Source organism: Massilia sp. NBRC 108631, from assembly GCF_059704565.1.
The window spans coordinates 255,223-277,602 of sequence record NZ_BAAKJE010000102.1; the positions used below are offsets into that span (position 1 = coordinate 255,223).

The following is a 22,380-nucleotide window of genomic DNA, read 5'->3' on the forward strand; positions in this document are numbered from 1 at the left end:
TGCAGAAGCTGCGCTTCAGTAAGGGCTGGCGGTCGGCCGCACCACGATCTCGCTCACATCCACGTCCGCCGGCTGCTCGATGGCGAACAGGATGGCGCGCGCGATCGCGTCCGGCCCGATGGCCACCTTGCGGAACTCCTTCATCTCGGCGCGTCCCCGCTCGTCCGAAATGCTCTCGGCCAGCTCGGACTCGGTCACGCCCGGCGACACCAGCGTCACCCGGATGTCGCCGCCCACCTCCTGCCGCAAGCCCTCGGTAATGGCGGCCACGGCGAACTTGGTGGCGCAGTATACCGCCGCCGTCGGACTCACCGTATAGGCGCCGATCGATGCCATGTTGATGATCTGGCCCGAGCGCTGCACCTGCATCAACGGCAGTGCCGCCGCGATGCCGTACAGGACGCCGCGCACGTTGACATCGATCATGCGGTCCCACTCCTTCAGCTTGAGCGCGTCCAGGCGCGAGAGCGGCATCACGCCGGCGTTGTTGATCATCACGTCCACGCGGCCATGGCGCTTGTGGGCGGCCAGCACGAAAGTCTGCACGTCGTCCGCGTCGGTCACATCCAGCGCGCTGAAGTCCGCCGAGCCGCCGGCAGCGCGGATTTGCGCCACCAGCAGTTCCAGCCGGTCGGTGCGGCGTGCGCCCACTACCACGTGCATGCCCTGTTGTGCCAGCAAGCGCGCCGTCGCCTCGCCGATGCCGCTGCTTGCGCCGGTGATAAGGACCACTTTTTGATTTTGCTGCTGCGTCATGATGCGCCCTCCTGAGCTGTTGTTGATGGGATGAAGTTTAAGCAGGCGGGGCCTGCCCGTGAATGCCGGATGATCTCGACCTATTGCCTAATCCTCCAATCCTTGCGAGGAACGCATCCAAAACTGGCATAATGAATGCACGAACCTACTAACCACTGGATAGCCATGCCAAGACCACAACAACGCATGACGGCCCTGCTGAACCGCCTTGCCCCTTCCGAAGGCTCCACCCTGTCGGCTTTGGACGGCGTGAAATTCATGCGCGCCAACCGCCCCATTCCGCGCATGCCGGTGCTGTACGAGCCGTGCATCGTCATCGTCTGCTCGGGGCGCAAGCACGGCTACCTCGGCGGCCAGGCCTATGTGTACGACGCGCAGCAGTTCCTGGTAATGTCGGTGCCGTTGCCGTTCGAAGGGGAAACCGTGCTGGCCTCCGAGGCCGAGCCGATGCTGGCCGTGTCGATCCGCATCGACCTGCAGATGGCGGCGGAACTGATGCTGGCGGTGGAGCAATCCGGCACCGCCATCGCGGCCGAGCCCAAAGGCATCATTTCATCGCCGATGGACGGCAAGCTGTGCGACGCGGTGCTGCGCCTGCTCGAAGCGCTCACGTCGCCGCTGGAGACGCAGCTGCTGGCGCCAAGCGCCATGCGCGAGATCCTGTACCGCGTGCTGACCGGCGTGCAAGGCGGCTCGCTGCGCGCCGCGCTGGCGCACCAGAGCCATTTCGGCAAGATCGGCAAGGCGCTGCGCCGCATCCATGCGGACGTGAGCAGCCAGGTAGACGTGGCCACGCTGGCCGGCGAGGCCGGCATGAGCGTGGCGGCCTTCCACGCCAACTTCAAGGCTGTCACGCAGACCTCGCCGATCCAATATCTGAAGAGTACCCGGCTGCACAAGGCGCGCCTGCTCATGGTGCAGGACGGCCTGAGCGCGGCCACTGCCTCGGCGCGGGTAGGCTACGAAAGCAGCTCGCAGTTCAGCCGCGAGTTCAAGCGCTTCTTCGGCCGTACGCCGGCCGACGAGGCGCGCGAAATGCGCACCCTGCTGTGCCAGATGCCGGCCGAACGCGGCGCCCCCTACATCACGGTGCAGTAGCCAGAGACTCAGCCCGCCGCCGGGGGGGCAGGCTTGGCCGACAGATCGAATGGCATGTTGCGTAACGGCTTGCCAGTCAGCCGCGCAATGGCGTTGGCGAAGGCCGGCGCCAGCGGCGGCAAGCCCGGCTCGCCGATCCCGGTCGGCGGTTCCGCACTCGGCACGATGTGCACCGCGAAGCCCGGCATATCGGTCATGCGCGCCACCGTGAAATCGCCGAAGTTGCTCTGCTCGACCACGCCGTCCTTGAGGGTGATTGCCGCGCCGGGAAGACACATCGACAGTCCCATCACCGCCGCGCCCTGTACCTGCGCCTCGATGCTGCGCGGGTTCACGGCCAGGTTACAGTGCACACCCGCCGTCACCTGGTGCAGCTTGGGCTGCCCACCCTTCAGGGACGCTTCCACCACGTAGGCCACCACCGTGCTGAACGACTCGTGCACCGCCACGCCCCAAGCGCGGCCAGCCGCCAGGCGGCGCTTGCCGTAGCCGCTCTTGTCCACCGCCAGCTGCAGCGCGGCGCGGTGGCGCGCATGCTGGTCGCCGAACATCTTCATGCGGTAGGCAACCGGGTCCTGCTTCGTGGCGCGGGCAATCTCGTCGACCAGCGTTTCCATTACGAAGGCCGTGTGGTTCGAACCCACGCTGCGCCACCACAGCACCGGCACGTTCAGCTTGGGATGGTGCACGGTGAGCCGCATCGGGAAGGGATAGGGGTCGCGCATGCCTTCGGTGGCGGTACCGTCGATGCCGTCCTTCACCTGGAAAGCCTCGAACACCGAACCGGAGGTGATGGACTGTCCGACCAGCGCGTGGTCCCAGGCCAGCACCTTGCCCTGCGCATCGAAACCGATGCGGGCGCGGTGCAAATGCATGGGCCGGTAGTAGCCGCCCCGTATGTCATCCTCGCGGCTCCACACCGTGCGCACCGGCGCGTCCACGCCGGCGGCGCGCGCGGCCTTGGCGATCTCGCAGGCTTCGACCACGAAGTCGCTGCTGCTGGCGGCGCGCCGGCCGAAGCCGCCGCCCGCCATCGCCACGTGCATCGTCACCTGCTCCGGCTTGATGCCCAGCACGCGCGCGGCGGCGGCGCTGTCCACGCCGTGGAACTGCGTTCCCACCCACAACTGCGCGCCCCCCTGCTCCAGCTTGACGGTGCAGTTGAGCGGCTCCATGGGTGCGTGCGCCAGGTAGGGAAACACGAATTCGGCGTCGATCTTCATCGGCGCAAGGTCCAGCGGCGCCATGTCGGCGTCAAATTTGCGCGGCCCAGCCTGGGATGCCAGCTCGCGGTGCTGGCGCAGCTGCCTTTCGCTGTCCACCTTCTCAACGCCCTCCGTGTTCCACTCCAGCTTGAGCGCATCGCGGCCCTGCCTGGCAGCCCAGTAGCCGTCCGCGAGCACGGCCACGCCCTCGGCGCCCCGGTCCAGCGGCACGCGCAGCACAGCGCGCACGCCCCTGATGGCGCGCGCCGCGCTATCGTCCAGCGACGCCACGCGCGCGCCGAACACCGGCGGGCGCGCCACCAGGGCCGTCAACTGGCCCGGCAGGCGGGTGTCGATGCCGAAATGCTGCCCGCCGCTGCTCTTGGCGCGCGCGTCCAGCCGGCCGGTGGGCTGGCCGATGATGCGGAAATCCTTCGGATCTTTCAGCGTGACCGTTTGCGGTACCAGCAGCGCCGCCGCGGCCTCGGCCAACTCGCCATAGCCAAGCTCGCGCCCACCCGGCCCCAGCACCGTTCCTGCGCGCGTGCTCAGGCTGGCGGCATCCACGTTCCAGCGCTGCGCGGCGGCAGCCAGCAGCATAGCGCGGGCGCGGGCGCCCAGTTCACGGTACTGCGTGAAGCTGTTCTTGATGGAGTTCGAGCCGCCGGTCAGGTGCATGCCGAACATGGGATCGACGTAGGCCGGATCATTGGAACCTAGCTGGCTGCGTACCAGCTTCCAGTCCGCGTCCAGTTCCTCGGCCAGTATCATCGGCAGCGCGGTCTGCACGCCCTGGCCGAATTCCAGGCGGTTGACGGTCACCGTCACGATGCCGTCGGGGGCGATCCGCACGAAAGCGAGCGGCTGTTCGGTGGCCTTGAGCGCGGCCGGCGCCTGGCCTTGCGCCGACGCCAATTGCGGGAAGGCGCCCAGCGCCAGCCCGGACACGCCCAGCATTTTCAGGAAGGCGCGGCGCGGTGGCTGCGCCGCTTCAAGGCCGTCTTCTCGCGCCAGCATCTTTTGCAGGGCGCGCGGCAATTGGTTCAGATCGAATTGATTTGGATCGATATGGGGCAGCATGGAAGTTCCTTCAGGCGAGCGTGCGGGCGGCGTCGGCGATGGCGGCGCGGATGCGGGCATAGGTGCCGCAGCGGCAGATATTGCCTGCCATGGCGGATTCGATTTCAGCCATAGTGGGCTGCTTGCCGCGCGGAAGCGACTTGAGGAAGGCGGTGGCGCTCATGATCTGGCCGCTCTGGCAGTAGCCGCATTGCGCAACGTCGTGCTTGATCCACGCCGCCTGCACGGCCGCGCCAACCCGGTCGCTGCCGTCCGTGGCCGCTTCGATGGTTGTGATCTTCTTGCCTTCGGCGACCGAGATCGGCGTGATGCAGGAACGGATCGCCTGGCCGTCCAGGTGCACGGTGCAGGCGCCGCACAGCGCAGCACCGCAGCCGAATTTGGTGCCGGTCAAGCCGAGCGTGTCGCGCAACGCCCAGAGGATGGGCGTGCCTGGATCGTCTTCGATGGCGCGCTGGCGGCCGTTGACAGTAAGCGTGGTCATGGTGGGCAAAACTCCTGGTTGGGGAACAGCTGCAGTATGACCGCCCGTTCCCCGAAAGCGTTTGCCGCTTCCGACCGTTATCTTGCCCGATTCAACGAGTTTCCACCGACTCTAGCAAGCGCCGGATATCGCGCAGCGGCGGCGCGCCGAACAAGCGCGTATACTCGCGGCTGAACTGCGACGCGCTCTCGTAGCCCACCCGCACCGCCGCACTGCCGGCATCGATGTCCTCGTTCAGCATCAGCTGGCGTGCATCCTGCAGACGCAGCTGCTTCAGGTACTGCAGGGGGCTCATGCCGGCCACGGCACGGAAGTGCAGCCGAAAGGTCGAAGGACTCATGTGCGCCTGCGCGGCCAGGTCGTCCATGGGGAAGTCCTCAGTGTAGTGCTGCTTCAGCCAGCCGATCACGCGCGCGATCTGCTGGCTGGGCGAACCCGCCGCCACCAACTGGCGCAAGGCCGGCCCGTGCGCGCCGCTCAATAGGCGCACCATGATCTCCTGCTCGATCAACGGCGCCAATTGCTTGATCAATCCGGGTTCGTCGAGCAGCCGCACCAGCCGGGTCAAGGCCTGCGTGAGGCCCTCGTCCAGATCCACCACCGACAGCGCCCGCGCGCTGGCAGACGCCAGTGGCGCCGACAAGTCCATGCTTGCCGCCACCTGCGCCAGACGGCCGCAATCGAGTCCGAGCCACATGCCCAGATAAGGCTCGCCGCTGGCGGCCCGCGTGACATAGGACACCACCGGCAGGTCCATGGCGGTGACCAGCGACTGGCCCGGGCCATAGTCGTAGATCTCGCCGCCCAGCGTGACGCGCTTGCCGCCCTGCAGGGCCATGCCTAATCCGAGCCCATAGATGCACGGCACAGGATCGCTGACTGCGCTGCGGCGGTAAAACATCAGGGACGAAATGGCGTTGGCATGCTCGCCGTCGGTTTGGGCAATCGCGCCGACCACGCGCGCCAATTCCGCGCGAGCCGCGCTGCTTGAGGTATGCGATGAGTTCATGTTTGCAGCGTAGCACGGTTACCGGGCTTTTCCATCGGCGGCACCGGCGGCTCGTCGGATCAGGCAAGAACTGCATCGATTCCGGCAAGCGTTCCGGCCACAAACGGCCGGACAATGCCAGCCATCATAAGTTCTATCGGACGCAAAATGAAACGTGTATTGATTATCAACGCCCACCAGGCGTACCAGGGCATCGCCAGCGGCAAGCTGAACCGCACCATGGCGGGCGTGATCCGCGAAGAGATGGCGCAGCGCGGTTACGAGGTGCGTGAATCGGTCATCGAGAGGGGCTACGACATCGACGCGGAAGTAGACAAGCACGTCTGGGCGGACGTGATTATCCTGCAATCGCCGGTGTACTGGTTCGGCATGCCGTGGATCTACAAGAAATACGTCGATGAGGTATTTACTGCAGGGCTGGTGCAACAGCGCCTGCTGGTGGACGACGGCCGCAGCCGCGACGAGCCGGGCAGACAGTACGGCAGCGGCGGCAAGATGCAAGGCAAGCGCTACATGATGTCGCTGACCTGGAACGCACCCCGGGAAGCATTCGGCAATCCGCAGCAGCGGCTATTCGAGGGCAAGTCAGTGGACGACGTGTTCGTGTCCAACACCGCCAATTACAAGTTCTGCGGCGCCGAAGTGCTGCCTGCGTTCTCATCACACGACGTGGTGAAGCACGCGGACATCGAGGGCGATATCGCGCGGCTGCGCGGACATCTGGCTGCCATCATGCCTCATTTGACCTGATGATTTTGTCAACCGGGCGGCGGCTTCCGCCCCAAAGCGGTCGTTCCCATCCAACCGCCTTATGCGATCCTGAACTTACGCGCGCCCAGTAAAACTGCCACCGCTGCACCTAACACCAAGATACAAAATAGCACTAGAAATAGCTTGGCGTAAGCCGGTGCGGCAAACGCGGCGAGCGCAAGCAATGCCGCTGCGAAAGCGGTCATGGAGAAACACTTAGCGGCCCAGCGGTGCAATTGCTCGGGATCGGTGATCAGTGCGTAGTTGATTGTTAATATATGGGACTGCCCTGAGGATCGAACCAGCTTTGCAACGCCCGCCAGAATCAATGCCCCAAGTAAGATTGCAAGATAGATGTGTTCCATAGGGCCTCCAAAACGACGATGACAAGTGACATGAACATGCTTGCAGCAAGCTTATCGAATTCGTACTAATTCGTCCAAGTGACAAGAAACGGCAGCAACATCAACGTCCACGTTTGCCGAACATTGAAGGACCGCTTCTAGCCGGCCCCAGCCGTTGGTGTTCAGGATAGCATGTTGCCTGCATGGAAAATTCACGAATTGTCACATCCGGCAGATCTCGCCCCATTGCGGACATGGGCGGGCGGGTGTCCAGACAAATTACGTCTCATCGCGCAGCCTGTCGCGAGCTTGCTGCAACAACACGGGCCAATCGTCCTCAAGAGAGCTCAAAGCGCCTCGCTCGAAAACACAGCATAGGTTCCACAGAGCTCGCTGTTCGGCCTGGTCAACGATTTCCAGGGAATCCGAATCTGAAAATCGCCGCACGAACTCGAACAAAACGACCGCTTTATCAACGGTGAGGGAAATCTGGATGGAAGTAATCGGCTCAATTGTCATCTATTTAGTGCAGAAAGTTTCATTGGCTCAGGCGTCCGCTTATGGCCGATTTCAGTCAAAAATAATCCGTTGTCCAACCTCGAATTCATTTTCATGGCAGTAGAATAGAATGATAGAGCTTTCTGGTGAGTAGGCCATCGCATCGTCGCGTGCGGGCATAAAAATGTCCGACCAATTCTCTACAAAGAAGTTGCCACTGCAACGGAAGCAATCATCCCCACCAAACACTACTATCAATTCCTGAATGCCAGAAATACGAGGCCGCAACCAATCGGTAGCAGTTGATACGTCCTCGTCGAACTCAAGTCGCTCCACTGAACCAACTGTGTGGGCATTCAAACCAAGGTGACTTTTCGAATCATAAAGACCAACCAACTTGTAAGCCTGGCTGACCTCACTGGCATCGAGCCAAGAAATGTCTTTCGAATGATGCTTGAGTTCTTCAATTCGCCAATGTTGGTTGCTCATAAATCTCAAATAAAAAAACTAATCATAGGTTGAGCGGCAGCTTCTGGCCGGTTGCGGCCTGTCAGAACTCTAACTCATCTGCCAATTGGTATCAGGTCAAGTCCAAGCTAGCGCACGTTAGCCGCCCTCAAAACTGTGACTTGTTTCTCGGCCTACATGTTCAACTCTCTGCGGTTCAAACCAGCACCTCTATGCTTTGACCGAACCCGGCAAGTTCGTGGAAAATATCGTCCAGATAGATGGCGATTTCGTCCTCGGGTAGCGTCGGTGGGATGACGATTTCTTCCATGGGAACGCGCTTGCCATAGTCCAGGCGATAGACTTCCCACTCGTCGCCAACACGCCTGACATCAAGCTGAAACCTGCCGTAGATATTGAATTTCATTTGCATCTCTTTCGCACTAGCCGAACCGCCACCAGGCTTTTTTACGTTTGAAGCGCATCAACGGCACCGTTTCCGGCTGCAGATGCGCGGGATCGATCATGCCTTCCAACTGGTAGCCAAACAACGCTGCCAGGGCGGCCTCGCCCAACTCCAGCGGATGGAAAACGAAGGGATAGTCGGCTTCATCTTCATCCGGATCGACGGCCGGATGGGCGCCGTTCCAGTAAGGCTGCTCGAACGGCAGCCGCGCTCCGATATCTTCCAGCACCCCACTGTCCGGCGACAGGCTCAGGGAGCGTTGCAGCTTCCCATCCAACCACACGGCATAAGCAAACCAGTCGACCACGCTATGCATGGCGTGCAAATAGATGCCGTAGCCGGGGAATTGTTCCAGGAACGCCACGGGCAACCTGGACGGGCAGTCGATGCCGAACTCCTTTGCAGCCACCACCGCGAGACCGGGGAAGCAGCCGACCACCAGCTCATTGTCCGGCGGGCAGGTGTAAGACAAGTCAACATCGCTCAAGGCCTCCAATTTCTCGGACGGGAACAGCCGCTGCGCGAGCGCAATGCTTGCTTCACGGTCCAGCTCCGGCTTCCCCTTCAAGATCTCCGCCGGGTTCCCTTTGCTGTACACCAGCATCCAAGTCTTCGCTCCCATTGGCTCCCCTTATTTCGGGGGGCGTATGCCAGTGTACTGCGCCGCCACCAGTCTCCACTTGCCTTCCTTCAGTTGCGCGACATAGCTGGCACGCATGGCGAAGGTACGGGCCTGGCCTTCCGCGCCCATGGTGTAGGTCAGTTTGGCGAGAACGACGGCGGTCTCGCCCAGCACCCGCACCATCGGCTCACTCACCTGCAGCTGCGGCGGCGGGCGTTTTTGCTCGGGAGCGTAGAAGGACAGCATTTTCTCCCGGCTGTCCACCTCGCCGGCGGGAGACACTTCGACATAGTTTTCGGCAGTAACGGTTTTCAGCGTGGCCTGGTCGAAGTCGCGCTGCGCTTCGGCATGGCGCTGTACCAACTCCACCAGCGCAGGGCTGGCGTCCGGCGCTGCGGCAGCAGCGGCGTTCGCGCCACACGCCAGCGCGAGGGCCAGGCACTGCTGAACGAATCGCGGTTTGACTAAGTATTTTCCTGACATGGCTTGTGGGTTCTCTTTAAGTTAGCTAGCGTGAACACCGCTTCACGCTCGTTAAGCATGCCGCGCGTCCAGCCCTGGCGTGCGTAAAACGCGTCGGCGCGCGTGCCTGCTGTAGTGGTCAGCCGGATGCTCGCGCTGCCCTGCTCGAACAGCCAGTCGACAGCCAGCTGCAGCAGGCGCCTGGCGATGCCCTGCCCCTCATACCCTTGCGCCATAAACAGCGCCCAGATCGACGACTGGCCCTTGTCCGCGTAGCAGAAACCGGCGATCACGCCTTCGCACTCGGCCACCCAGCCACGGCCGAGCAGGTGCAGATAGTCCCTGTACATCTGCTCCGTTACGCGCGAAGGATCGGACAGCACGTTCTCCGTCACCGCCAGGCGTATCGCCGACATGGCAGGAATATCCTGCACGGTTGCCCGCCTGTAGTTCATTCCCTTCCTTTGCAGCCCGCGTGGGTCATCATCCAGAACAGGTCGTCCTCGGACTCCACGGTCCAGCCTTCCCGTTCGTAAAATCGTTTGGCATCGCCGTTCACTCGGAACACGCGCAAGCTGAGGCGCCGGCGCGATTGGACGCTCATGTGACACAGTTCCCCCAGCAGGCGCGCACCCAGGCCCTTGGAGCGGAATACTGGCGCAAGCACCAGCATGCGCAGATAGATGTCGTCCGGGTTCAAGTCCAGCTGGAAGTAGCCCGCAAACTCGCCGTCCACTTCCACAACATAACTCGCGGACGACGAAAAGGCTTGATCGAAGTCGGCGCTCTGCCAGTCCTGGTCCCATCCCCAGATGGATTCGATATGCGGCTTCATCGCCGCCTGATACAAGTGCCAGATGCCGGCCTTGTCGCCGGCATGGGCCAGCCGCGTCACGGGCACGCCCATCGTTCGCTCCGCATTCAACAATAATGTGAGCAGAATAACAGGTGGGGGCCTATGAAAATGCGCACATTCTCACAAGACGATGCAGCGCTGCCCTGCCCTAACCCTGGCGCTTGGCCAGGTGGTAGGCCACCAGTGCATTGGCATGGCCGTGGCCAAGCCCGTGCTCCGCCTTCAGCCAGTTCACCAGCTCCATGTGCTTCATCTGGCCAGCCGACGCCAGCAGGCCAAGCCAGTGAGCGACCGGATACCCGTATTTCTTCTCGATGGAAGGGAAGTAGGAAGCCGGGCCCTTCACAACGTCTTTGTCGCTCATTTTTCTCTCCATAGCTAGTCAGTCACTATGAACACGACGGACGGGCGCGGCCGGAATCGACAAGCAGGCGAGATTATTTTTTCAGGCTGCCCATGCGATGGCGTCCAGCAGGCCTTGCAGCCTGCTCGCCCGGCCCGCGTTCACCATTCTCACGTAGGAAACTCTGCCGGCAAGGTAGGCCTTGAAGTCCGGATGCCGGTCGCGGTTCTGGGACGCGGGCCCATGGCGCACGCAATTGGTCAGCGTGGCCTTCAGCTTGTCGTATTCGTCGCGCGCGACATTGGTATGGGCGTTTACCACGATGCCTGTCACCTGCTGCCGCGTGCCCTCACGCATCAGGCGGGTCTTGTGCGTGTTCACGCGGAAGCCTTCCTCCAGTGCGATCGCGGCGACCCGCACGTGGAAACGGTCCGCTGCCCGCGCGAACGCAGGGCCGCCGGAGAATGCCAGGTCATCTGCATAGCGGCTGTAGGACCCGCCCAGGGATTGTGCCAGCGCCGAGAGCCGAATGTCGAGACGGTAGGCGCACAGATTGGCCAGCGCGGGCGAGCAAGGGGACCCTTGCGGCAAATGGGGCGACTTCAGCGCCTGGCGTTCAAGCCAAGGCAGCGCCCCGCCGGCCAGCTTGTCGCGCAAGGCGCCCTGCGGCGTGCGGTTGACGCAAATCCGGGCCAGCGTTCCGGCCGTTCTATGCGGATAGCCCAGCTTTTCGAACAGCGCATGGACGCGTGACAGCTGTATGCTCGGAAAAAAGTCCTTCAGGTCCATGCGGATCACGGCATGCCGGCCGGCGTGCAGCGCCGCGTGCGTGACGCAGGAGTGGCCGCGCCGGAAGCCATGCGCGGCCGGGTGCGGCGGCACCATGTCCAGTATCTCGCGCAGGATTTTCTGCTGGATGCGCCGCAGCCGCGCCTTCGGTATTTCTATCAGCCGTTGCCCGCCGCTGCGCTTGGGTACCCAGCGATAGTGGTAATGCTGGAGCGGCGATTGCGCATCGCGCGCGAGGCGCCACTGGTCGGCGAACCAGTCCAGGGCGCCGACCGGTTCGTTCAGCCAGGCGGCCAGCGCGCCGGCAGTCGGTAAGTCCGGCAGTGCAAGCGCGGCGAGCCAGGCTGGCTTGGGCGGGCGCACAGCCGGCTCCACACACAAGCGCCGCACGTCCGGCATCACTAAGCACTCCAGCCCCCGCTCGTGCCTCGGCTCCGCGTCTTTATCGCGCGCGCCAGCGCTTCCGTGGCCAATGCACTCCAGCAGGAGAGCGGCCAGTTCTCGCCTGCTGTAGTAGTGGAAGTAGTCACCGGTTCGTTCGATGAGCGCCGCGCAAGCAGCGGGCACCCACGGCGGTTCCGCGTCGAATACGCGATTGCATGCGCCGATCAGGCTGGCCAGGCTGCCGTCCGTGGCCAGCACCATATCGGCCAGCGCCAGCACGGTGAACTGCTTTGTATTCATGCGCAGCAAAGATCCAAAAGGGGCGGAGGTCCTTCAACGAGTCTCGTGATGCGTGAGCGGCTTTGCGCGAAAGCGCAACCAGGCCCATGCGGCGAAATGCTGAACCAATCAAGTTACCACGGGGTAGCCCCGTAGAGGCTGTCCCTGCACGAAGCAGGGACAGGCCGGCTTGAAGGAGTCCGCCCCGCCGACACAGTAGGGCAATTTCGCACAACGGTCAACCCAGGAGGATAGACGCGCAGGATCAGCGCGCTTCCACCACCGGCAGTTCAATCGCGCTGGCCGAGCCGGGCGCGTGGTAGATGCGCTGGGTGGCCTTGATGTAGTCCGACGGCTGCGCGTGGAAGATATTGGGCACGAAGCGCTGCGGGTTGCGGTCGTACAGCGGGAACCAGCTGGACTGGATCTGCACCATCACGCGGTGGCCTTTCAGGAACACATGGTTTACGTTTGGCAGTGCGTAGCGGTAGCGTTCCACCTTGTTGGCCGGGATAGCTTCGGCGCGCTCCAGGCTGTTGCGGTAGCGGCCACGGAAAATGTCCATCGAGATGCCTTGCTGGTAGCCGCCCAGCTCTGGCTGCGACGGCATCTCATCCGGATAGACGTCGATCAGCTTGACCACCCAGTCGGCGTCAGTGCCGCTGGTGGCGGCGTACAGGTTTACCATCGGCTGGCCGGACAGTTGCAGCGGTGCTTGCAGCGGCTCGGTCACATAGGTCAGCACGTCCGGACGGTCGGAGGTGAAGCGCTGGTCGCTCACCAGCCACGGTTTCCACACATTCTCGTCATGCATGCGCACCGGGCGCGGCACGAATGGCACCGGCTTGGCCGGGTCGGACACGTATTCGTCATACGCGGCGCCGGCCGCGGGCGGTTCGAAACCCAGCTTGTAGCCGGCCTGCAGGTAGATGGCCTTGGATGCGGCCGGGCAGCCGCTGGCGCACGACTGCGGCCATTTGTCGAAGCGCTGCCAGCGGTTGGTGCCGGTCTGATAGCTCAGCACGGGCGGCGTGTCGGCCACCGGCGCGCCGTCCTTCAGGTACTGGTTGAAGAAGGGCTGCATCACGTTGCGGCGGAATTCCAGTGCGGTGTCGCCGGTGAACTTGATGGCGCCCAGGCTGGAGCCGTCGTAGTTCACGCCGCTGTGCCGCCATGGACCGATCACCAGGTAGTTCAGCTTGTTGGCCTTGTCCTGCGGCTCCATGGCGGCGTAGGCGGCGTACGGTCCGTAGATGTCTTCCTGGTCCCACTGCCCCACCACGTGCATGGTCGGCACGCTCAGCTTGCGCGCGCCCACCAGCTTGTCGATCGCCTGGTGCTGCCAGTAGCTGTCGTAGGCCGGGTGTTCGAACAGCTTCTTGGTGTAGGTCAGCTGGTCCAGGCCGAACTTCCTGGCGTAGTCGCCGGCCGAGCCGGCACGCAGAAAGCCCTCATAATCGTCGAAATAGCCGCTGGCGACCGCTTCGCCGCGCCCCTTGACCGAGGTCTGGCCGCCGATGTACGGCAGGCTGGGCATGCGGAAGGCGCCGTTGTGGAACCAGTCGTCGCCGCGCCAGCCGTCCACCATGGCGCTCATCGGCACCGCCGCCTTCAGTGCGGGATGCGGGTCCATCAGCGCCATCATCACCGTGAAGCCTTCGTACGAAGAACCCACCATGCCAACCTTGCCGTTGGACTCGGGCACGTTCCTGGTCAGCCACTCGATGGTGTCCCAGGCGTCCGTGGCGTGGTCGATCTTGCTGCTGTTGAGCGGGCCGCTCAGCGGACGCGTCATCACGTACTCGCCCTCGGAGCCGTATTTGCCGCGCACGTCCTGGAACACGCGGATATAGCCTTCGTCGATAAAGGTTTCGTCACCCTGCGGCAGGATGGCCCGGATGCTGGGGCTGATGTTGCGCTGGGCGCGCCGTGCCGCGTTGTACGGCGTGCGGGTGAGCATGATGGGCGCCTTGGCGCCATTCACGCCCGCGCCCCTGGGGATGACGATCACGGTATACAGCTTGACCCCGTCGCGCATCGGCACCATCACCACTTTCTTCACATAGTCGGCCTGGTTCACCGGGGCGGTGAAGCTGGCGGGAATGTCCACCGCCATCGGCGGCGTTTGCGCCAGCGCGGACGAGACGAACAGGGAAAGCGCCGCCAGGGCCGGCAGCTGGATGAGGGTGCGGGTACGCTTGTTGCGCATGGGTATGTCTCCAATTTTGTGCTGCGGGCCATGGTAGACAGTTGCCATTCATAGCGCAATGCAACTTTTGTAACGCACTTTTTCTATCCTGTTACCTCTGCTTGCAACTTGCCTATCACTATGCGCGTCGCCGCACAGATCATAAGGCTGAGCCAGCCTACATTGGCTGCACACACAACAGAACGAGGAGTGTCATCATGAAAAAACTGCTGATAGCCGCTGCCATGGCGGCCGCGCTGGGTGGCGGGGTTGCCGTGCCATCGTTCGCCGACGTCATTGTCGTGCGCACCGCGCCACCGCCGCCGCGCCACGAAAGCGTGCCCGAAGCGCGCCGGGGCTATACCTGGGTGGCGGGCCACTGGGACTGGAACGGGCGCCGCAACGTATGGGTCAAGGGCAAATGGGTACGCGACCGCAATGGCTACGTGTACCGCCCCACCGTGTGGGAAGAGCGCGACGGCCGCTGGGTGGTGGAACGCGGCGGCTGGCATCGCGGCGACCGCGACCGCGATGGCGTACCGAACCGTGTAGACCGTGACCGGGATGGCGACGGCGTACCGAACCGCCACGACGACCGGCCAAACAACCCTAACCGCCACTGAGCCGCCGCCTATCCCCCATGGTCATCCCGCCGCCCCGGCCACATCCGGGGCCGGCGCCGGCTAGCGGTAGTGCAATACGGCGGCCAGCATCACCCACAACGCGAACTGCAGCGCCAGTGCCCCGAACAGCGGCCCGGGTTCGGGGCGCAAGCCGCCCTCTATGGCAAGCTGAACCATGTCTTCCATGGCCTCCTGGGCCACTTCCTGCAGCGTCATATCGCCGCTCGCCACCTCTGTGATGCTCTCGGAAAATGGCACCTTGTCGGCCAGCGCGCCCAACAGAAAGGGCAGCGGCCGAGGCAGGTCGTCCTGCAACTTCAGGAACTTGCGCCACTGGTCAAGCAAGGCGCCGCTGAGCGGGCCGCCGGGCTGGTAGTCCATTGTCTTCAAAAATTTCTCAAGCAAGCTGGCGCCAAGTCCGGCCAGGGCCGGCGCCTGGGTCTCCAGCAAGCGGCTAAGGATGCCCATCAAGCCCTGCTTGTACGCCATCATGCCCGTCACGCCCACGGCGACGATGAACGGCACGCCGATCAGCAGTGCGAACAGCACCGAACCGCCATGGCCCATCCAGGCATCCGCGCTGAAGGCCAGCGCCAGCGTGACCCCGGCCGCATTGACCAGAACGGCCGCCAGCAGCGCCAGCGCCACCCGCAGCACGCCTGCGCCGGCGCCGCGCGCGGCAGCCAGCAGCAACTGCTTGACCATGGATTCCTTTTTCCCGTCGTGGCGGGCAGGCTCCGCGCTCTTCTTCAAGCTGTGCTGATTCATTCTCGACCTCGTGACGCTGATTGCAATCTTGTTAATTTACCACGATCAACAAACAAGTGGAATGACACTGCGCAAACGGGCGCCAACCTTGACAGGGCCGCGGCAAACTGCAACCATACGGGCATGAAATATTTCCAACCACATCGCACCTGCCTGAATTGGTGGTCCCGCTGACATAGCGCGGCCACTGCACAGTGATGTGAGTATTTAGTCAACGCCGCCTTCGCAGGGTGGCGTTTTTCTTGGCGCATCGTGCGGGGCGACACTTAGGAACCCCAAGGAACCCGTATGAGCCAGCCAGCAACGCCCACCACCCCGTCCGTGATCCTGACCGGCGACCGTCCTACCGGTCCGCTGCACCTGGGCCATTACGTCGGCAGCCTGCGCAACCGCGTGACCTACCAGCACGAGTACAAGCAGTTCATCATGCTGGCCGACTCGCAGGCGCTGACCGACAACATGGAAGACACCGACAAGGTGCACCGCAACGTGGTGGAAGTGGCGCTGGACTATCTGGCCGTGGGCATCGACCCGGCCAAGTCCACCATCCTGATCCAGTCGCAGATCCCCGAACTGGCCGAGCTGACCTTCTACTACCTGAACATGGTGACCGTGGCGCGCCTGGAGCGCAATCCGACCGTGAAGCAGGAAATCATCCTGCGCGGCTTCGAACGCGACATCCCGGCCGGCTTCCTGACTTATCCAGCCAGCCAGGCGGCTGACATTTCGGCCTTCAAGGCCTCGCTGGTGCCGGTGGGCGAAGACCAGATCCCGATGATCGAGCAGACCAACGAAATCGTGCGCAAGTTCAACCGTTTGGCCAACCGCGACATCCTGGTCGAGTGCAAGGCGCTGGTGCCGGAAATCGGCCGCCTGCCTGGCATCGACGGCAAGGCCAAGATGAGCAAGTCCCTGGGCAACACCATCAACCTGGGCGCCACCGCCGACGAGATCACCGCCGCCGTCAAAAAGGTCTACACCGACCCGCTGCACCTGCGCGTGCAGGACCCCGGCCACCTGGAAGGCAACGTGGCCTTCATCTACCTGGACGCATTCGACACCGAAAAGGCGGCGCTGGAAGAAATGAAGGCGCACTACGTGCGCGGCGGGCTGGGCGACAGCATCGTCAAGAAACGCCTGGAAGTAGTGCTGCAGGAAATGCTGGCGCCGATCCGCGCCCGCCGCGAAGAATTCGCCAAGGACAAGGGCCAGGTCATGCAGATCCTGAAGGAAGGCACGGCCAAGGCGCGCGAAGTGGCTGCCAGGACGGCCGACGAAGTGAAGGCCGCGTTGGGCCTGAGCTACTTCTAACCGGCAGCGCAGCCCGCATGGCTCCTGCCGCGCCGCGCGAACCGGCCAAGCCCAAGCGCTCGGGCGACCCGGCCCAGCAGCCCGAGCGCGGCCCGTCTGCGGCCAAGGGCGGCAAGCGCGCGCCACGCATTATCGACCTGGCTGAAGGCGTCCAACGGAGCGGCAATGCCGGGCCCGGTCGCGCCGGTTCCGGACGCCGCGGCGGCAATGGCGCCGGAAATGGCGGTGTCAGCGGCGCCGGCGCCGCGTCCTACCTGGCTATCGGCGCGCTCGCCGTGCTGTACCTGGTCGCCATCCTGCTATGGCGGATTCCCGCCTGGCCCGCCTTGCTGTACGCAGGCGCCAGCGTGGTCTGTTTCATGTTCTACGCCATCGACAAGTCCGCCGCCAAGGCGGGACGCTGGCGTACGCCCGAAAGCACTTTGCTGCTGCTCGGCCTGTGCTGCGGCTGGCCCGGCGCCATCATGGCGCAGCAATGGCTGCGCCACAAATCCAGCAAGACTTCCTTCCAGCTCGCGTTCTGGGCCACCGTGGCCGTCAACCTGGCGGCCTTCGGCTGGCTGGCGCAGCGCTTCCCCGGCGCGTAGGGTGGACTCACCGCACATAGCGTGCCAGGAAATCGCCCGCCATGATGTCGTACTCCGCCGTGCCCGGGCGGCAACCGTAGCGAGGTGCGGCGCGGCGTGGGAAGCAATCAGCCGCCGGCGCCGCGCACCAGGTTATTCCGCAGCACTGCGGCGCTGCGGCGGGCAGACTCGGCGCGGGCCTGGTAGTCGGCAGCCGCCCCCGGCAGGCCGTTCGAATGCGCGTGTTCGGCCAGGCGGCGCGCCAGTTCTTCCTTTTCGTGGAGCGCCCGGATGGCAGACCACACGGCCTCCTCCACCACCCGGTCCTGGGTATGCTCCAGTGCCAGCGCGGTGAAGCTGTGGCCAGTGTGGCAGCGGTAGCGGGGGCGCGGCTTGCCGTTTGCATTGCCGCTGGACGCCGCGCCCGCCACGCGCTCCCTGACTTCCCACAGCGCGCCATGGCACTCGGGACAAGTGAACGTGGACGGGCGGGCGATGCGCTCCAGGTCACGCAGCTCGCCTTCACCGCCGGCGTAGCGGTTCTCCACGGCAATCCACTCCGGCACCTCGCGCGGCTTGCTTTCCATGGCTGCCTCCTTGGTCAAGTCCTGCGTGGCGTCCAGTTCGGACGGCGGAAGCGGCGCGCCCGCCAGGGTCAGCAACATGTCACCGATATCGTCGAGTTTCAAAACATAGTCCACCGCTACCCGCTCCAGCGCGCTCGACGGCATGCTCTCGGCAAATGCGTCGGACGGATCCTGCACGACGGCAGTCCCGCCGCAGGCCTTGATGGCTTGCAAACCAGCCGTGCCGTCATCCAGGTAGCCGGTCAGGATCACGCCGGTGGCGCCCGCGCCGTACGCGGCGGCGGCCGAGCGGAACAGCGGATCGATGGCGGGCCGGGTGTAGTTCTCCATCGCGCCGTACGTCAGCCGCACGCAGCCGATCGGGCCGTCGCGCGCCACCATCATGTGCCGGTCCGGCGGCGCCACCAGTATCATCGGCTGCGCCAGCAATTCCCCGTCGCGCGCATGGCGCACCTGCAGCGCGCAAACCTTGCGCAGCAGCGCCGGCAGGATGCTCTCGCGCGCGCCGATATGCATGACCACCAGCACCGGCGCGGGAAAGTCGCCCGGCAGCTTGCCCAGCACGCGTTTCAACGCATCCAGCCCGCCCGCCGAGGCGCCGATCACAATCACTTTGTCGGTGGCTGGCGTCATAGCCCGGAAGGATAGGTCTCGGGCGCTTCATCCATCGCCCACGAGGCCGACCGTTCCAGCGGCGGCACTGCCGTGCTGCGGTCGATATGGATCAGCGCGTCGAACTGGCGTACAGGGTCGGCACGGAAGTAGTGGCTGCGGCGTTCCGTCTCAGGCCGGTACACGACGCCGACGGCGCGTTCGATCAGCGTCTCGGGCAGGTGCGCCAGCACGCTGTCGCGTCCGCGCAGCGGCAACAGGAACTCATTGCCGGGCAGCGCCGCACCGCTGGCGTGCAGCAGGCGCTCGATGCTGTGCGGCAACGATGGCTGCACCGCTTTCAGCTCGGCCGGGCCGTCCCAATCGCTGGCGGCGGTCACGTTGCCGGTGTGGGTGGTGAAGCCGAGCAGGAAGGACTCGCCTGGCGGATAGTTTTCCCGCACCAGCTGGCCCAGGTTGATCTGGCCGCCCTCGCCCATCTCGGTGGCGCGCGCGTCGCCGATGTGCGAGTTGTGCGCCCACACCACGATCCTGGCCGGCGCCCGCCCCTTGCGCGCGCCCAGGTGCTGGCGCAGCGCCAGCAGCGTGTCGGCCATGTGGGTGTCGCGCACGTTCCAGGCCGCGTCGCCGTGCTGGAACATGGCCCGGTAATAGGTTTCGGCATTGCGCGCAACGCGCGCGTTCTGCTGCGCGTAGAACAACTGATCCGGCACCGCCGCGCCGGGCCGCGCCATCAAGCGCGCCGCCTGCAGGCTCAGCTCGCGCAACTGGCCCACCAGTTCGTCCTCGCAATCGCGCGTCATGCCGAAGGTGGCGGCATAGCCGTAGCGCTGCGGAAAGTCGGCCATGTGGTCGATGCAGGCGTAGCGCTCGCGGGCGCGGCGCGCCGCGGCCGGGTCTTCCTTGTCCAGGTATTCGATCACGGCGTGCATGGACTTGCGCAGGCTGTACAGGTCCAGCCCGTAAAAGCCTACGCGCCGCGCCGGGTCGCCCGCCTGCGCATTATGCGCACGCAGCCATTCCACCAGCGCCACCACTTCCGTGTTGCGCCACATCCACTGCGGAAAGCGCTGGAAACCGCCCAGCGCGTCGGCCGCATTGATGTCGCCGTCGGAATGCTGCACGTAGCGGCTCACGCGCAGCGCGTCCGGCCAGTCGCACTCCACGGCGATGGCGTCAAAGCCGCGCTCGACCACCAAGCGCTTGGTGATCTCCGTGCGCAGGCGGTAGAACTCGGTGGTGCCGTGCGTGGATTCGCCCAGCAGCACGATGCTCGATGCGCCGATTTGCTCGAGCAGATGATCGTAGTGCGGGTCGTCCGCCAGCGGCAGCAACTCGGCGCGCAGCGCCAGGGCGGTGGCTGAAGCAGTCATGATGGCCTCCCTACCGCCATGATAGTCCCATCCATCGCGCCGCGCCACACGCCTTGCGCCGCACGCGATGCGGCGCAAGGCCGGCCTTCCGCGCCGCGCCTTGCTGTGCGACACTGTCGCCCTTGTGAACCGGAGAGCTTACAGATGTGGAATGGAGTGCTGTGCGGCCTGCTGGCCGGGGCCATGTGGGGCATGGTGTTCATCGTGCCGGAACTGCTGTCGGCGTTCTCGCCGGTGGAAATGGCGGTGGGCCGCTACATCGCCTACGGCGCCATCGCCTTCGGGCTGATGCTGCCGCGCCTGGGCCGCCTGTACGCGCGGCTCGAGCGCAGCGACTACGCGGCGCTGGTGCGCCATGCGCTGGCCGGCAACATCGTCTATTACATGCTGCTGGCGCTCGGCGTGAAGCTGGCCGGCGTGGCGCCCACCTCGCTGATCATCGGCGTGCTGCCGATCTCGGTCACGCTGATGGGCCGCAAGGACCACGGCGCACTGCCGTTGCGCCAGCTGGCGCTGCCGCTGCTGGTGGCCGCTGCAGGCATCGCCTGCATCAATGTGGATGTGTTCATGCATGCCGGCAATGCAGGCCACCCCGTGCTGCAAACCCTGCTGGGCGTGCTGTGCGCCACCGGTGCACTGCTGTGCTGGAGCTGGTACACGCTGGACAACGCGCGCTACCTGAAGCGCAACCCGCATTTCACGAGTGCCGAATGGTCGGCGCTGTATGGCTTGTCCAGCGGCCTGATCGCGCTGCTGATCGGCGCCGCGGCCCTGGCCGTGTGGCACGGCGACGTGCTGGGCGCCGCCGGCAAGGCCAGCGGACGGGACTGGACCATGTTCTGGATCACCAATTCCCTGCTGGCACTGGGCGCGTCGGTCATCGGCAATCACCTGTGGAACATCGCCAGCCGGCGCGTGCCGGTTACGCTGTCCGGCCAGCTGATCCTGTTCGAAACGCTGTTCGCGCTGCTGTACGGCTTTCTCTACAAGCAACAATGGCCGCGTCCGCTGGAAGCGGCCGCCATCGTGCTGCTGGCGGTGGGCGTGATGTGGTCGGTGCGGGTGCACGCCATGGAGGAAGACCTGCCCCCGCCATAAAACGGGCCGATACCGTTGCCGCTACTTCAGCGTCGCCTGCACCAGCGCGGCCATGGCCGCTCCGTCGGGCCGGCTGCGCAAGCCCTGCACCACCCCGTCGCGATCGGCCGCGCTGCGGTTCTGGTTCGCCTTCCATTTGCCCTCGAGCGACGCCAGCGGAATCTCGATACCGACGATGGCTTTCATGGTTGCCGCCAGGAAATCCGGCGGGGCATCGGACAGTTGCCACGGCTGCGGCAGCCCGGCCTCGTGCACGGCGGTCAGGTCGCCCAGCGCACGGTGCAGCCAGGCGCCATCCTCGACCACGCGCGCGGCGCCGCGCGCCTGCACCATCGCGTAGTTCCAGGTTGGCACGACCTTGTGGTGCTCGGCCTTGCCGGCGTACCAGCTCGGGCTGATATAGGCGTGCGGCCCCTGGAACAGCACCAGGCATTCACCACCGTCGCGCAAGGCCTGCCAGACCGGATTGGCGCGCGCCACATGGGCCCGCAATACGCCGCGCGCGCCCTCCTCGGGGTACAGGATGAACGGAATCAGGTCGGCGCTGACGCTGCCGCCGCTGGCGACGATCAGCGTGCCCAGCGGGTGGGCGCGCAGCAGTGCGTGCAGCACCTCGGGGCGTTCTTCGAGAAAAGCGGCTTGGTTGTACATGACGGCTCCACAGTGGCGATGGCCCCAGTGTAACGAGGCTTGCGGCACGCGGCGAGAGCCAGGACGTCGTGGAAATGTGGAGCCAGCTACTCCAGCAGCCCGCTCTCGCACAGCACATCCTGCACCAGTTCAAGGCGCAGCACCGGGTTTTGCTGGGCCATCAGCAACTGCTTGCGGGTGGGCGTCATGCGCAGCAGCTCGCACCAGCGGTTGGCCACCCAGCCGGCGTCGTCCAGCTTGTACGGCGGCAGCAGGGGCATCTGGGTGGTCGGCAGCTGGCGCTTCTGCAGCGAGCGGATCACGGCGCCCAGCGCTTCGGCCACGTCCTGCTGCTCGCTGGGCACGGGCACCTGCATGTCGGGTTCCAGCATGTCCACTTCGCCCATCCACAGGCCGTGCTTGAGCTGGGAAGCCGAATTGATGCGGAAACGCTGCGTGCCCACGCAGGTCAGCTGAAGCAGGCCGGACATGGGAGAAGACCAGTCCACGATGCGGGCCATGGTGCCGATGTCCGTTAATTCCTCATGCTGCTCCGGGCGCTGCACTTCGCTGCCGGACGCGAGCGCCACCACTCCGAACTCTTCCGAACGGGCAATGCACTTCTTCACCAGGTCGAGATAACGGACTTCGAATACTTGCAGCGGCAAGTGTCCGTCTGGAAACAGTACTGTATTAAGAGGAAATAGCGGTATGGATGGCATCTTGCCATCATCGCACGAAATACGTCATGC

The 22,380-nt window shown here is 64.5% G+C and carries 25 protein-coding genes; 6 read left to right on the top strand and 19 right to left on the bottom strand.

What is annotated here, in order from left to right; all coding sequences use genetic code 11:
• Positions 1-15 precede the first annotated feature (15 nt).
• Entirely contained in the window at positions 16-756 is a 741-nt protein-coding gene (locus AC6H42_RS12100) for an SDR family oxidoreductase (RefSeq protein ID WP_057154759.1), read from the bottom strand.
• A 165-nt stretch (positions 757-921) separates the two neighbouring features.
• Between AC6H42_RS12100 and AC6H42_RS12105 the strand changes: the two genes are divergently transcribed.
• Positions 922-1,854 carry an AraC family transcriptional regulator gene (locus AC6H42_RS12105; protein WP_497548139.1) on the top strand — a complete coding sequence of 311 codons (933 nt, stop codon included), beginning with the start codon at positions 922-924 and terminating at the stop codon, positions 1,852-1,854.
• 8 nt (positions 1,855-1,862) lie between these two features.
• On the opposite strand, the gene AC6H42_RS12110 is transcribed toward AC6H42_RS12105, so the two are convergent.
• The 3 genes from AC6H42_RS12110 to AC6H42_RS12120 form a co-directional block, all read right to left on the bottom strand.
• A complete protein-coding gene (locus AC6H42_RS12110; protein WP_497548140.1) occupies positions 1,863-4,139 on the bottom strand; it encodes a xanthine dehydrogenase family protein molybdopterin-binding subunit in 2,277 nt (758 codons plus the stop codon).
• Between the two features lie 10 nt (positions 4,140-4,149).
• Positions 4,150-4,623: a (2Fe-2S)-binding protein gene (locus tag AC6H42_RS12115; protein WP_057154762.1), complete on the bottom strand. Its 474-nt coding sequence runs from the start codon at positions 4,621-4,623 to the stop codon at positions 4,150-4,152.
• 91 nt (positions 4,624-4,714) lie between these two features.
• Positions 4,715-5,632, bottom strand: coding sequence for an AraC family transcriptional regulator (locus tag AC6H42_RS12120; protein ID WP_057154763.1), 918 nt, complete (start codon positions 5,630-5,632; stop codon positions 4,715-4,717).
• A gap of 147 nt (positions 5,633-5,779) precedes the next feature.
• On the opposite strand from AC6H42_RS12120, the gene AC6H42_RS12125 reads away from it, so the two are divergent.
• Entirely contained in the window at positions 5,780-6,382 is a 603-nt protein-coding gene (locus AC6H42_RS12125) for an NAD(P)H-dependent oxidoreductase (RefSeq protein WP_057154764.1), read from the top strand.
• A 59-nt stretch (positions 6,383-6,441) separates the two neighbouring features.
• Here the strand turns inward: AC6H42_RS12125 and AC6H42_RS12130 are convergent, their stop codons facing one another.
• The 10 genes from AC6H42_RS12130 to AC6H42_RS12175 form a co-directional block, all read right to left on the bottom strand.
• A complete protein-coding gene (locus AC6H42_RS12130; RefSeq protein ID WP_497548141.1) occupies positions 6,442-6,747 on the bottom strand; it encodes a hypothetical protein in 306 nt (101 codons plus the stop codon).
• Between the two features lie 549 nt (positions 6,748-7,296).
• The gene (locus tag AC6H42_RS12135) at positions 7,297-7,713 is read right to left on the bottom strand and encodes a hypothetical protein (protein WP_157200909.1); all 417 of its coding nucleotides are present in this window, start codon (positions 7,711-7,713) and stop codon (positions 7,297-7,299) included.
• A 175-nt stretch (positions 7,714-7,888) separates the two neighbouring features.
• Positions 7,889-8,098: a DUF7661 family protein gene (locus AC6H42_RS12140; protein WP_497548142.1), complete on the bottom strand. Its 210-nt coding sequence runs from the start codon at positions 8,096-8,098 to the stop codon at positions 7,889-7,891.
• A gap of 16 nt (positions 8,099-8,114) precedes the next feature.
• On the bottom strand, positions 8,115-8,741 hold the full coding sequence (locus tag AC6H42_RS12145; RefSeq protein ID WP_229418159.1) for a DUF6928 family protein: 627 nt from the start codon (positions 8,739-8,741) through the stop codon (positions 8,115-8,117).
• 27 nt (positions 8,742-8,768) lie between these two features.
• Positions 8,769-9,242 carry a nuclear transport factor 2 family protein gene (locus AC6H42_RS12150; RefSeq protein ID WP_082551776.1) on the bottom strand — a complete coding sequence of 158 codons (474 nt, stop codon included), beginning with the start codon at positions 9,240-9,242 and terminating at the stop codon, positions 8,769-8,771.
• Entirely contained in the window at positions 9,224-9,637 is a 414-nt protein-coding gene (locus tag AC6H42_RS12155) for a GNAT family N-acetyltransferase (RefSeq protein WP_057155197.1), read from the bottom strand. The genes AC6H42_RS12150 and AC6H42_RS12155 overlap by 19 nt, the downstream gene beginning before the upstream one ends.
• Positions 9,638-9,672: 35 nt before the next feature.
• Positions 9,673-10,128, bottom strand: a complete 456-nt coding sequence (locus tag AC6H42_RS12160; RefSeq protein WP_497548143.1) for a GNAT family N-acetyltransferase — start codon at positions 10,126-10,128, stop codon at positions 9,673-9,675.
• Positions 10,129-10,225: 97 nt separating this feature from the next.
• On the bottom strand, positions 10,226-10,441 hold the full coding sequence (locus tag AC6H42_RS12165; RefSeq protein ID WP_057155055.1) for a DUF4287 domain-containing protein: 216 nt from the start codon (positions 10,439-10,441) through the stop codon (positions 10,226-10,228).
• 81 nt (positions 10,442-10,522) lie between these two features.
• Positions 10,523-11,893, bottom strand: a complete 1,371-nt coding sequence (locus AC6H42_RS12170) for a reverse transcriptase family protein (RefSeq protein WP_497548154.1) — start codon at positions 11,891-11,893, stop codon at positions 10,523-10,525.
• A 244-nt stretch (positions 11,894-12,137) separates the two neighbouring features.
• Positions 12,138-14,081: a CocE/NonD family hydrolase gene (locus AC6H42_RS12175; RefSeq protein ID WP_057155059.1), complete on the bottom strand. Its 1,944-nt coding sequence runs from the start codon at positions 14,079-14,081 to the stop codon at positions 12,138-12,140.
• 197 nt (positions 14,082-14,278) lie between these two features.
• Between AC6H42_RS12175 and AC6H42_RS12180 the strand changes: the two genes are divergently transcribed.
• Positions 14,279-14,683: a YXWGXW repeat-containing protein gene (locus tag AC6H42_RS12180; RefSeq protein WP_057155061.1), complete on the top strand. Its 405-nt coding sequence runs from the start codon at positions 14,279-14,281 to the stop codon at positions 14,681-14,683.
• Positions 14,684-14,743: 60 nt separating this feature from the next.
• Here the strand turns inward: AC6H42_RS12180 and AC6H42_RS12185 are convergent, their stop codons facing one another.
• Positions 14,744-15,451, bottom strand: a complete 708-nt coding sequence (locus AC6H42_RS12185) for a hypothetical protein (RefSeq protein WP_497548144.1) — start codon at positions 15,449-15,451, stop codon at positions 14,744-14,746.
• 288 nt (positions 15,452-15,739) lie between these two features.
• On the opposite strand from AC6H42_RS12185, the gene trpS reads away from it, so the two are divergent.
• Positions 15,740-16,762: a tryptophan--tRNA ligase gene (trpS, locus tag AC6H42_RS12190; RefSeq protein WP_057155065.1), complete on the top strand. Its 1,023-nt coding sequence runs from the start codon at positions 15,740-15,742 to the stop codon at positions 16,760-16,762.
• Positions 16,763-16,779: 17 nt separating this feature from the next.
• On the top strand, positions 16,780-17,349 hold the full coding sequence (locus AC6H42_RS12195; RefSeq protein ID WP_497548145.1) for a DUF1294 domain-containing protein: 570 nt from the start codon (positions 16,780-16,782) through the stop codon (positions 17,347-17,349).
• 107 nt (positions 17,350-17,456) lie between these two features.
• Here AC6H42_RS12195 and AC6H42_RS12200 read toward each other — a convergent pair whose 3' ends face one another.
• Together AC6H42_RS12200 and AC6H42_RS12205 are read right to left on the bottom strand one after the other, a co-directional pair.
• Positions 17,457-18,548 carry a chemotaxis protein CheB gene (locus AC6H42_RS12200; protein WP_497548146.1) on the bottom strand — a complete coding sequence of 364 codons (1,092 nt, stop codon included), beginning with the start codon at positions 18,546-18,548 and terminating at the stop codon, positions 17,457-17,459.
• Positions 18,545-19,900 carry an erythromycin esterase family protein gene (locus AC6H42_RS12205; protein ID WP_057155069.1) on the bottom strand — a complete coding sequence of 452 codons (1,356 nt, stop codon included), beginning with the start codon at positions 19,898-19,900 and terminating at the stop codon, positions 18,545-18,547. Before AC6H42_RS12205 ends, AC6H42_RS12200 begins: the two co-directional genes overlap by 4 nt.
• Positions 19,901-20,044: 144 nt before the next feature.
• On the opposite strand from AC6H42_RS12205, the gene AC6H42_RS12210 reads away from it, so the two are divergent.
• Complete coding sequence (locus tag AC6H42_RS12210; protein ID WP_497548147.1) at positions 20,045-20,998, top strand: DMT family transporter; 954 nt, start codon at positions 20,045-20,047, stop codon at positions 20,996-20,998.
• Positions 20,999-21,019: 21 nt separating this feature from the next.
• Here AC6H42_RS12210 and AC6H42_RS12215 read toward each other — a convergent pair whose 3' ends face one another.
• The gene (locus AC6H42_RS12215) at positions 21,020-21,649 is read right to left on the bottom strand and encodes an FMN-binding negative transcriptional regulator (RefSeq protein ID WP_497548148.1); all 630 of its coding nucleotides are present in this window, start codon (positions 21,647-21,649) and stop codon (positions 21,020-21,022) included.
• Between the two features lie 86 nt (positions 21,650-21,735).
• Positions 21,736-22,350: an LON peptidase substrate-binding domain-containing protein gene (locus AC6H42_RS12220; protein WP_057155075.1), complete on the bottom strand. Its 615-nt coding sequence runs from the start codon at positions 22,348-22,350 to the stop codon at positions 21,736-21,738.
• Positions 22,351-22,380: the final 30 nt, after the last annotated feature.